Source organism: Chitinophaga eiseniae (assembly GCF_012641265.1).
GTDB classification, from domain to species: Bacteria; Bacteroidota; Bacteroidia; order Chitinophagales; family Chitinophagaceae; genus Chitinophaga; species Chitinophaga eiseniae_A.
In genome coordinates this window covers 194,123-206,101 of the sequence record NZ_JABAHZ010000007.1, presented here as the reverse complement: position 1 = coordinate 206,101, position 11,979 = coordinate 194,123, and the positions used below count along the sequence as shown (strand labels likewise).

6 protein-coding genes and 1 tRNA gene are annotated in these 11,979 nt (G+C 46.5%); 3 read left to right on the top strand and 4 right to left on the bottom strand.

Translation table 11 applies throughout. The features are described 5' to 3' along the window. Window positions 1-92: 92 nt before the first annotated feature. The 3 genes from HGH91_RS25180 to HGH91_RS25170 all read right to left on the bottom strand — a co-directional run bounded on the left by HGH91_RS25180 (window position 93) and on the right by HGH91_RS25170 (window position 3,433). Window positions 93-1,136 carry a FecR family protein gene (locus HGH91_RS25180; protein WP_168741649.1) on the bottom strand — a complete coding sequence of 348 codons (1,044 nt, stop codon included), beginning with the start codon at window positions 1,134-1,136 and terminating at the stop codon, window positions 93-95. Between the two features lie 92 nt (window positions 1,137-1,228). Then, window positions 1,229-1,807 (bottom strand): RNA polymerase sigma factor, encoded by a 579-nt coding sequence (locus HGH91_RS25175; protein ID WP_168741648.1) that lies wholly within the window; start codon window positions 1,805-1,807, stop codon window positions 1,229-1,231. An 87-nt stretch (window positions 1,808-1,894) separates the two neighbouring features. Further along, complete coding sequence (locus HGH91_RS25170; protein ID WP_168741647.1) at window positions 1,895-3,433, bottom strand: hypothetical protein; 1,539 nt, start codon at window positions 3,431-3,433, stop codon at window positions 1,895-1,897. A gap of 205 nt (window positions 3,434-3,638) precedes the next feature. Here HGH91_RS25170 and HGH91_RS25165 point away from each other — a divergent pair. After that, window positions 3,639-3,709: transfer RNA gene (locus HGH91_RS25165), tRNA-Gln, on the top strand. 163 nt (window positions 3,710-3,872) lie between these two features. Here the strand turns inward: HGH91_RS25165 and HGH91_RS25160 are convergent. Further along, complete coding sequence (locus tag HGH91_RS25160; protein WP_168741646.1) at window positions 3,873-4,358, bottom strand: nucleotidyl transferase AbiEii/AbiGii toxin family protein; 486 nt, start codon at window positions 4,356-4,358, stop codon at window positions 3,873-3,875. Between the two features lie 136 nt (window positions 4,359-4,494). On the opposite strand from HGH91_RS25160, the gene HGH91_RS25155 reads away from it, so the two are divergent. Continuing rightward, window positions 4,495-8,568 carry a hybrid sensor histidine kinase/response regulator transcription factor gene (locus tag HGH91_RS25155; protein WP_168741645.1) on the top strand — a complete coding sequence of 1,358 codons (4,074 nt, stop codon included), beginning with the start codon at window positions 4,495-4,497 and terminating at the stop codon, window positions 8,566-8,568. Window positions 8,569-8,772: 204 nt separating this feature from the next. Beyond that, complete coding sequence (locus HGH91_RS25150; RefSeq protein ID WP_168741644.1) at window positions 8,773-11,964, top strand: SusC/RagA family TonB-linked outer membrane protein; 3,192 nt, start codon at window positions 8,773-8,775, stop codon at window positions 11,962-11,964. Window positions 11,965-11,979 lie beyond the last annotated feature (15 nt).

Here is an 11,979-nt window from a genome sequence, read left to right as displayed (position 1 = left end):
TTTAGTAAATGATCAAATCCGACATTTTTCTGACCTAAGTCCGGGGGAAGTGTTCCAGCACCTCCCCCTTTTATTTTTGGTTGATATATCGTTTACTTACTGATAATAATTTCTCCGTTGAGCATTTTAAAATTAAATGGATACGATAATTGCAGCGCGTCCAGCGCTTTTATGATTGTTTCACTCTCGAAAGTTCCTGAATAGCGGTACTGCTTCACGGTATTGTCGGCAAATACGACCCGGATGCCATACCATTTTTCCAATTTGGCAGCGATTTGTTCCAGCGGTTCATTCTCTATTTCCAGCCGGTTTCTTACCCAGGCAATTTCCCTGGCTTTGTGATTTACCGGGTCTGCATCCAATGGCGCTACTGTAAAAGGAGTGGTTGTATTGGTTGTTAATTTCTGATTAGGTGCTAATACTATTTTCTGTGCGGGTTTACCGGCCAATGTTACCTCTATCTTCCCTTTAAACAGGGCGGTGGCTGTTTGCCCGCTACCTGTATAGGCGCTCACATTAAAAACAGTGCCCAGCACTTTGATATCGAGTGCAGCAGTATGTACAATAAAGGGAAACTGTGCATTTTGGGTAACATCGAAAAAGGCTTCACCGGTAAGGGTGAGGCTCCTGTTGTTGTGATTAAATCCGGGCGCCAGTTGTATGGCGCTGTTTTGCCGTAAAACGATTGCGGAGCCATCAGGTAACACCACTGTTTTCCTTGGGTCGTTGCCCGCCTTGATAGCGGTGGCCTTTTCAGTGGGGCCTGGCTGATGCCGCGGAAAAAATAACACGCCGGCAGCCAGCACGAGTGCGCCTCCTATCATCGCGGCATATGGCCATATACGCCGGGACTGGCGTGTTGTTACAGGAGCAGTTTCTTCCAGCAACGCCTGATGCAGCAGCTCATAGCGCGCAATCCCATCCTCCAGGTGTTTTAACTGCTCCAGTCGATTGCCCTGGCCGGCAGATAGCAACATCACCATATGGCGGGCTTCAGCCACAGCAGTGCTTTTTTCGGGATGCCGGGTTATCCAGTTTTCCCAAAACTGCATATCTGCCTCCTGCTCATCCAGGCAATAACGCTGGAAAGATTCGTCGCAAGCAAAATCGATGGCTTCGTAATCCTGGAAATTCATGTAGGTAATGCCTTTGGATATACAGACGGCATAAAGCAGCTTTTTTCCTAAGGATTTTTCAATATTTTTTTGGGAGAGAGAAAGGATGCTGTTTATTTCAGCATTTTTCTTAGCGCCTTGATGGCATCATAGATCGTATTATAGGCCGTTTTCACGGTTTGCGATGTCTGGGCAGCAATTTGTTCGTAAGTCATTCCTTCAAAAAATTTCAGCCTTACCAGCTCTATCTGCCGGGGAGTTAACGCTTTCAGGGCCTGTTGCAGGCGGTGCTTTATTTCTTCGTCCTGCTGGCTGCGGATAATTATTTCTTCGTACGACAACTCACTCTCTGCTTCCTTATCCGTCATCCGGTGAATAGCGGCATGGATCTTAGCCTGGTAGGCCAACTGATCAAGTAGTTGCCGTTTCAGGGCGGTAAACAGGTATCCCTGCACATTCGTAACAGGTGGCAGGGTAGCCTGTTTGGTCCATAGTTGCAGGAACAACTGGGTAATACAATCTTTTACCAGTTCATCGTTGCTACCCATCTTCAATCCAAATCGCAGCAAATGTGAATAGGTGTTATTATACAACGCAAACAACGCCTGTTTGTCGCCTTTTCTCAGGCGTTCCCAATAAATATGATTGTCGTCTTCATAAACATCCATGCGCTGTTGTTGTATGCTGAACATGACCGGTGGAAAAGATGTACACAATACAGGCTTCTTCCGCCGGTTAAGATACAGCGAAAAAAACTTTATCGGGCATATCTTCTTTGTTCAGATACCCAGCATCACCAGTTCGTCTTCCGCCGCTATTTCTTCGGGCGAGCGCTCCGGCATATCGATGATCTCTGTCAGTAACAGCGTATATCCCAGCAATAATACAATGAGCAATACCTGGTAACGCAGCACAATAGGCGCTGCAAACACGCTGAAGCCAAAGTTGAGCAGGATGAAAGTCCAGCATAGCAACAAGGCGAGGTTAAATTTGCGGGAGGTACGCCTGATCCCTTTCCTGATAAGGTAACGGATCGTTTCCTCCAGGAACAGCACATGACAAACAACGATCAGCCAGGGAAATATAGCCATGAGCGTTAGTTGTGCATCCCCGTATTTACCTACAGGCTTTTCTTTTGCACCATCTGTAAAGAAAGCTGCCACATTTTGCAGGTTGGATCCCATATAAGGGCGGTTATAAGCTGCCAGTACTTCCATTTCAGGGAAGAGGTATTGTTTGGCATTAGGCCATATGTAATAATGCAAAAAGTCCCAGGGATATTTTTTTATCATGTACGCACCATAACTACCAAACAAGGGCGCCACATTCGCCCAGCCCGTATAAGTATCTTTTCCCGGGTGCGCCTGGTTATAACGCGCAAGCATGATCTTTTGAGGTCCGCCGTTATCCCACATAAATGCCGATCCCAGGCTAGGATCTATCCTGCCTTTACCCTGTTTCAACAGGGTACAATACTGGTACACCAGCTTATGCATAGGTTCCAACACAGCAGGTGCGCCTGTGGAATCTATTTTAACATACTGCAGCATATACATCGAGTTATTCATCATCTGCCAGCCACTGAAAGCGGAAAACAAACGTATACCCGCATGCTCATAACTCTTTTGTCGCACAAACAATACAAAGGCAGTAATGAGCACCACCGGCAGCAAAATAGCCGTTATCTTCTGCCAGGGCCGGTACCGGGCACACAAGACAGGAATCAATGCCACCAGCGGATAAAACATGGCGTTATAACGTATAGTAAATGCTGCTCCCAACACCAGTCCATGCAATACCAGCAAAATGGTGGTAGGTTTATGCAGCATCCACAGCAGTAATGTAATCCAGGTCAGTCCCAATGACAAAAACAAGGCATCTGAAATAAAATAGTTGCCCAGGAAAGGAAACAAAGGGTTAATGAGCAGGAAGGCATAAAACCCATAGCGGAAATAGCTTTCAGGGTGAAAGATATATACCACGCTGAAATAAAAGAAGAAAGCGCTCATCTCCAGCAAAGTAAATTGCAGCACTGCCAGCACTGTTTCTGAGTGCGACACCTGGTGAAACAGCCATAGAAACCTGGAATATCCAATAGGCCAGATATTATAATCCATATGCTTCAGGGTTGTTTCCATATAAGACCCGGTATCGGACGTAAAATCCATATACGGGAAAAAATGTTTAAACAGCATCATTTTAATCACGGCCATTATTACCGCACCTGTCAATAACAGTTGGTTCCGGCGATGGGCAAAGATAAACGAGGCAAAGCCGGGAGCGGGACGCAGGAAAGACGTGGCGGTTGTTAACAGCATAATTTGAGGGTATTGATTGCAGGGTTTTACAAATGCGGTTGCACTTACAAGGATAAGGGAAGAGGCTGAAATGGTAATTCAGTGGGATATAAATACCTGGCTGCCATGCTATTACAGCATATTTTTTGCACAAACCGCAATAAAAAGTAGTTAAAAATTTGGTATTTATGAGAAAAGTTATAATTTCGCGGTCCTGATTTACTATTGCCTGATAGTATAACGGTAGTACGACAGACTCTGACTCTGTTTGTCTTGGTTCGAATCCAGGTCAGGCAACGATAAGAAACCCACTCTCGGAGTGGGTTTTGTTATTTTAACTATCTTCTTCGATCAGATGACATATACCCCAATACTAAACTGATACGTAGAATGATAGTATCACGTGATACTATCAATATCTAAAATAGCTATAGCTGTCACACCACTCAAAGCCATTTACTTAGCGTCGATTGTCGACAGGCTCTTCGACATTAATAAATTCAGCATAGGCCATGGCGTTGATATTTTGCTGTAAAATTCTAAGTTCATCTGCCATCTGCTTGAAATCAGTTGTTTGTCCGAAGATCATATACTCTCTCATAGTTTCAAAATCTTTCGACCAAAGATCAAACACTTCTTCGGGAGGAAGGAAACTGATAGTTGCAGGGGCATGCTGCTTATAATCAACGCCACCTTCGTGATTGAACAAATATCTATGGGCAACAATATGTTTATATAGCCCTTCATCAACTAATGCATCTGCTGCATGCCCCGTACCCATCAGCTTATATAAATCATAATAGTGGCGAGATAACCTTTCATACCTCCATTTTTCACGAGGTTTTTGGAAGTTTTCATGCAAAAGAAAGATTTTCTCGAGGAAAGTTCGTTTCGGTTCAACTGTTTCAATTTCAAAAGGAGGCAATTTCCTTTGCGCCAGTAGCATAAAAATAAAAAACAATGAATTTTATGCGTTAAATACTTCCTCCCTTAATGGCTTTAAATGTAAAAACGACAACTAATCCCCGCTACTTTTATCTCCCTAATATGTTTATATTTATACTACGCCACTACCACACGTTATGTTAAAGACAACGCTACTGATCTCACTGCTATTATACCTCCTGCTACCTGCCAATGCCCAGGAGTTTTCCTCCCTGAATGTTAACAACGGCCTTTCCAATAACCAGGTAAATTGCATCTTTAAAGATAATCGTGGATTCATGTGGTTTGGCACCATGAGTGGACTGAATCGCTACGATGGCTTTAACTGCAAGGTGTTCCGGCATAGTGCCACCGATTCTGCTTCTATCTCCGACGACTATGTTACCGCCATTACTGCCGCCCCCGGCAACCGGTTGTTTATACGCACCCGGAATGGCGATGTGTTGTATGATCCTGTTACCGAACAATTTGCCAATGCCGCCGGCTGGCTAAAAAGTAAAGACCTGCCCACTACCGGAATTACCGCCTTGCAGCAAACCGGCCAATCCTGCTGGATAGGCTACCAGGACGGTAACATCTATCAGCTGACCGGGGAAAAAGTACAACGCCGGCAATACCATTCAGGTTTACCGGTAGCGGATATTACTTCCACTGCGCCGGGCCAATTAGGCATTCTTTACATCAACGGCGAGCTGGATATACTACAGGAAAAAAACGGGCAACTGCTGTCTCACACCGATACTCTCACCCATTTCATCGACAACCGGCCATTATTCCTCCGGCTCTTTACCGACGCACAGCTCGACAAATGGATATACATGCCAAACACCGATTTCGGGATCGTCTATATCAACAGTAAAAATGGTGACATACGCCGCTTCACTTCTAAAAATAGTGCCCTCAATAACGATATCATCAACAGCATTGTACAGGATGAAAAGGGGCAAATCTGGATAGGTACCGATCATGGTGGTATCAATGTATTGAACAAGGCCGACTTCAGCTGCTACTATCTCCGTAAACGTCCGGAAGATGTGAAGAGTATCGCGGAAAACACCATTTATACCCTCTATAAAGATAACATGGGCATCATCTGGTGCGGCACCTATAAACGAGGCGTCAGTTACTATGCAGAAAACATGATGAAGTTTTCATTGTATGTGCACAAATATGCCGATCCGCAGAGTTTAAACTATAATGATGTAAACTGTTTTACGGAAGACAGGAAAGGAAATATATGGATCGGCTCTAATGGCGGAGGGCTCATCTATTTCGATCGCCAGGCCAATATGTTCTCACAGCTAAAACATGATCCGGGAAATGATAACAGCATCAGCAGCGATGTAATATTAAGCCTGTTTTTAGACAATGATAATAGCCTGTGGATTGGGTACTACTTCGGTGGCCTCGATCACTACGCCAATGGCCACATTACCCACTACCGGCCGGGCGCCGCCAACAACAGCCTCGGTAGTAAAAGTGTGTGGAAGATCTATAAAGATAGCCAGCAGAATTTTTGGATTGGCACCCTGGGAGGAGGCCTCGATCGCTTCGATCAGTCGGCCGGTTTGTTCTACCACAACAACGTCAACATACCTAACTCCGTTCACTCCAATTTCATTACCGACCTGGCGGAAGACCGCAAAGGCAACCTCTGGATAGGCACCGCCTACGGCATCGATGTACTGGATAAAGCCAAAGGCGTATACATTCACTACCTGCACGACTCGCATCAACTAAGTAATGACAATACCAACTCCCTGCTCTGCGACAGCCGTGGCATCATGTGGGTCGGTACCCGCGATGGCCTCAATGCCTATGATCCCGACAAACAACAGTTCTTCGTTTTTCGCATGAAAGACGGGCTGCCCGACAACAACATTATCTCTATCCTGGAAGACAACGACCACCACCTGTGGGTAAGCACTTCCAATGGTCTGAGCAAAATAACGGTGCTACCGGAAAAAAATGGCAGGATCAACATCAACTGCCATAACTACGATGAAAAAGACGGCCTGCAGGGCAATGCGTTTAACATCAACGCCGCGCTAAAACTCAGATCCGGCGAACTGCTGTTTGGTGGCTACGACGGCTTCAATATTTTTAACCCGGCTGCTGTAAAACCCATCCGGCAGGAACCACCCATTGTGTTTACCAGCCTGCAACTATTTAACCGCACCATTGCGGTAAATGAAACCATACACCACCACGTCATACTTCCTGCTGCGATGCCGGAAACCCGGAAAATTGTGCTACGTCATAATGAAAACGATTTTTCCATTGATTTCGCCACACTCGACTTTACCAATACCGATAAGAACCGGTATACCTACGCCTATAAACTAGAAGGGTTTAATAAAGATTGGCAAACAACCGATGGAAAATCCAGGCGTATTAACTACACCAATATCAACCCCGGCAACTATACCTTATACCTGCGGGTAGTCAGCGATGACCAGGTGAATCAATGGAAGGGCATTTCCCTGCATATACGCATCCTGCCACCCTTTTGGGCAACGCCACTGGCCTACATAATTTACCTGCTGCTGATAGCCGCTATCCTGCTGCTGCTGAGAAAGATTGTACTTCGCCGGGCGCAGCGCCGTTTTGCACTGGAACAGGAGCGGCGCGAAGCCCGGCAATTGCACGAACTGGACATGCTCAAAATCAAACTGTTCACCAATCTCAGTCACGAATTCAAAACACCGGTTTCACTGATCATGGCGCCACTGGAAGAAGTCATTACCCATGAAGCCGACCATAACTTCCGCCATAAACTATACCTGATACGCCGTAATGCCAAACGACTGCTTTACCTGGCTAACCAGTTGATGGATTTCCGGAAGATGGAAATGCAGGAACTAAAGTTAAATCCGGCCAATGGCGACATTATCGCGTTTATCCGCGATGTGGTGTACTCGTTTACGGACCTGGCCGAACGCAAACAGGTGGAATTTTCCTTTTTTGCCGAAAATGAAACCTTATTTACCAGCTTCGATCACGATAAAATAGAGCGCATACTATTTAACCTGCTCTCCAATGCCTTTAAATTCACCCTCTCTGGTGGTAGTGTAAAAGTATTTACCGGCTATACCCCAACAAACGATCAGGCGCTCCTCGAAATCCGCGTAGAAGATACCGGGATCGGTATCCCCCCGGAACGGCATGAAAAAATCTTTGAGCAGTTTTTCCACAGCGACTCCCCCGGCGGATTTGTGAACCAGGGCAGCGGTATGGGCCTCGCCATTACCCGGGAATTCATCAAACTATGTAAAGGCACCATCGGGGTGACCAGCGAGGTGAATAAGGGAACTACCTTTACCCTTCACTTACCCCTGGAAATACTTCCTGCTACCACTATGCCGCCGGAACCTGCCATCACTGCCAACTTAGTGGCGCCTGGCTTACCGGAACCCATCACTCCTGAACCTGTTAGCAGGTTAAAACAGGAAGAGAAACAAACCATCCTGCTGGTAGAAGATAACGACGACTTCCGCTTTTATCTGAAAGAAAACATGAAAGCCCACTATCATATTATTGAGGCGACCGACGGCGTCAGCGGCTGGCAAAAAACCCTGTCGGCGCATCCCGACCTGGTAGTAAGCGACATTAATATGCCGGCCATGAACGGCCTGGCCCTCTGTACTAAAATCAAAAACGATAACCGTACCCGGCAAATTCCCGTGATATTACTGACCGCCCTCACAACGGAAGAAGAACAGTTGCGTGGACTGGAAAACGGCGCGGATGATTATATTATTAAACCGGTACGATTCGAAATCATGCTCTCCCGGGTACGTAATCTATTGACACGCAAGGCGCCCGCCAAACAAATGCTCGTGTTGCCGCCCCCGGAAGATACCGCCACCATATTATCAGCCGATGAAAAGTTCATGCAAAAAGCACTGGAAATTGTGAATAAACAGCTGTCCAACGCCAACTTCTCCGTAGAAGAACTAAGCCGGGAACTGTTCATGAACCGCGTGTCCGTTTACCGGCGCATCTATAGTATTACCGGTCAGCCCCCTATTGAGTTTATCAGGGGAGTACGCTTACAACGGGCAGCACAATTGCTTACCCAAACAGAAATGAATGTAGCAGAAGTAGCCTACGAGGTAGGTTTCAACAACCCCAAATATTTTACTAAGTACTTCAAAATGATGTACCAGGTACTGCCTTCCGCCTATGCTGCCAGGATGAAAAAAGAATAACTGCAACCAAATATACCCTCGTCCGTATACATTTGATACCCTTGCCATGCAACATAATAGCCTGGATTATAAACATCCGGATACCCTGCGTTAAGATCAATAAGAATAACTTTATTCTCATCGCCACAAATGCTACGTCTATGAAATAGCAAAACCAAAGTCAGTAGAAGATTCCTTTTTTAAAAATTTTTAATTTCTCCACGTATGAAAAGAGCCAGTATTACTGGAAGGCCATCTCTATGGGTATGGCTAACGATCACTTATTGTGCCTTTGCTTTTACTGCAAGCGCACAAAATCCACCTCCAGGAAAAAGAATTACCGGTACCGTTACAGCCCACGAATCCGGCCAACCCGTGCCCGGCGCCTCTATTGTTTTTAAAGGTACTACCACCGGAGTAGTCACCGATGCCCTGGGTAAATTCAGTATCACCGCCTCCCCTGGTCAGGTGCTCACCATCAGCTCTATTGGTTTTACTGCGAAAGAGGTAACCGTGGGCAATGGCGCTGTTCAGAACATTGTTATCAGCGAATCTTTGAGCGCACTGCAGGACGTAGTGGTAATAGGCTACGGTACCATGAAGAAAACAGACCAGAGTAGCGCCCAGGTGTCTATTTCTTCTGCAGATATCAATAAAACGATTAACACTACCCTGGATCAGGCCATACAGGGCCGCGCCGCCGGCGTATATGTAACACAAAACTCCGGGCAGCCCGGCGGCGGTATCTCTGTTAATATCCGCGGCGTAAACACCATCGGTGGCACCAACGAGCCATTGTATGTGATAGACGGAATACAGATACAACCGGCAGTGGTATCTTATGGCGTTACCAGCTCCGTTAACCCGCTGGCAGGTATCAATCCATCTGATATTGAATCCATGGAAATATTGCAGGGCCCTTCCGCTACTGCCGTATATGGCTCCCGCGCTACCAACGGGGTGGTACTGATCACCACTAAAAGGGGACAGGCAGGCCTGAAAGTAAGTTATAACTATCTCTATACTTCCCAGGAAAAGCCGGAAGAAGTGAATACGATGAGCCTGCAGCAATTTGCCATTATGAGCAACGAAATTGCCAGCCAGCTGAATCGCACACCCACTGCGGAGTTCAAAAATCCTTCCGCACTCGGCGCAGGCACCAACTGGCAACAGGCACTCTTTAGAGTAGCCCCCTTGCAAAAACACCAGGTCACCGTCAGCAACGGGAATAAAAACACCAACTACTATATGGGAGGTGAATACTTCTCCCAGCAAGGGGTCGCCATAGGCTCTAATTTTGATCGCTACTCCTTCCGGCTCAATCTCGACAACAAAGCATTCGACTGGCTCAAACTAAGCACCTCCCTTAATTTTTACCAGACGAAAGAAAAACTGGGCGCTACCAGCGAAGATGTAATCAGAAACGCTATCAATCTCGCGCCTAATATCCCTGTAAAAAATCCGGACGGCAGCTGGGGCGGCGCCACTACCAATGAATTTGGTAACAATGCGCAGTACGCCCCGCTCAACCCGGTGGCCATCGCCAACCTGGTTAACAACAACTATAAAAGAACCGGGGGCCTCGGCGGCGTGAGCGCAGAATTAAATCTTATACCGGGGCTTACTTTCCGTACCAGCTTTAACGGCAATTTCGAATATGCCGACGGATCTAAATTTACGCCTACCTACCAGCTGGGATATGCTTCCAATGAAAAAGCTACCCTCAGCATCAGTAGCAACAAAAATTTCTACTGGAACCTCAATGAACTGTTACAGTACAATAAAACATTCGGGAAACACAGCGTCAGCGTAATGGCCAGCCATGAAGCACAAGCCTGGAATTACCAGAGCTTTTCCGCTTCCCGCACCGGTTTTGCCAGCAATGAAATTCCTTCACTCAATCTCGGTAATGCCCAGGGACAAACCACCGGCTCCGGCAAAGGCTCCGGCGCACTGGAATCTTACCTCGGGCGTATCAACTATGTATACAATGATAAATATATTCTCCAGCTGGCCGGACGTGTAGACGGATCTTCCAACTTCGGGGTCAACAACAAATGGGGCTACTTTCCCTCTGTGTCAGCAGCATGGCGCATTTCCAATGAGCCTTTCATGAAAAATGTAAGCTTCATCAATGACCTGAAACTACGCGCAGAATATGGTACTACCGGTAATACCGGCGGCGGCGGTGCGCAGTATGCACGACTCAGCGCTGTAACCACCCCCTGGGGAACCGGATTCGCTACAGCGCTGTATGGAAATGAAAACATCAAATGGGAATCTACCACCACGAAAAATATAGGCTTCAACATCAGCGTGCTGGACAACAGGATACAACTGGAAGGCGACTACTACATCAAAAAAACAGACAATCTCCTGCTGCTGAATCCTTTGCCCGCCTACATGGGCACACAGGGAGAAGGCGCCATCACGCCTCCCACCATCAACATCGGCTCGTTGCAGAACAAAGGTTTCGGCATCACCTTAAACACCGTGAATATCAAGAGCGGCAGCGGTTTTGTATGGAGAACCAACTTTAATATCTCTTCCTTTAAAACCAAAATCCTCCAGTTCTATTCAGATAATGCCTTTGTTTCACACAACGCCTGGTACATGAACAACTTCAGTGAACGCGCCGCTGTAGGACAAGCGCCCTGGCTGTTTTATGGCTATGTGGCAGATGGCATATTCGCTTCTGTAGACGAGATCAACAAGAGCGCTATCCCCACAAAAGCGGATGGCAGCCGCCTCGATGTATCAAAAGACGGAGGCGTATGGGTAGGCGATATCAAATACAAAGACCTGAATGGCGATCATGTAATCGACTCCCGTGATCAGACCTTTATCGGAAATCCCTGGCCAAAATTTACCTTCGGGTTCACCAATACCTTCTCCTATAAAGGCTTTGAACTGAGCGTACTGATCACCGGTTCGCAAGGCAATGATATTTACAACTACCTGCGCTTTGAAAACACCAACCCGAATAATATCAACCTCGGACGCAACCTGTTGGTTGAAGCTTTCGACTATGCCCGGTTTACCAACGAAGGAGATAAATCTACGTTGTTGAATCCCGGCACCAAAGTACCGAGAATTACCGGTTCAGATGTAAATGGCAACGGCAACCGCTTCACCAATCTCTTTGTGGAAGACGGCTCTTATATACGGATCAAGAATGTACAGCTGGGATATAATGTACCAAATTCGCTTTTGAGAAAGCAACCGGTTATAAAAGCGGTAAGGCTTTCCATTGGCGTGCAGAACCTGGCCACTTTTACAAAGTATAAAGGCTATGATCCGGAAGTAGGCGCTTCCATTGGTAAAGAAGTACAACTCAACAGCCAGTTCTATGGCGTGGATGGCGGCCGCTATCCTTTAACCAGGATGTATTCTGCCAGCGTTGCAGTTGATTTTTAAAGCAGTAAAAAAATA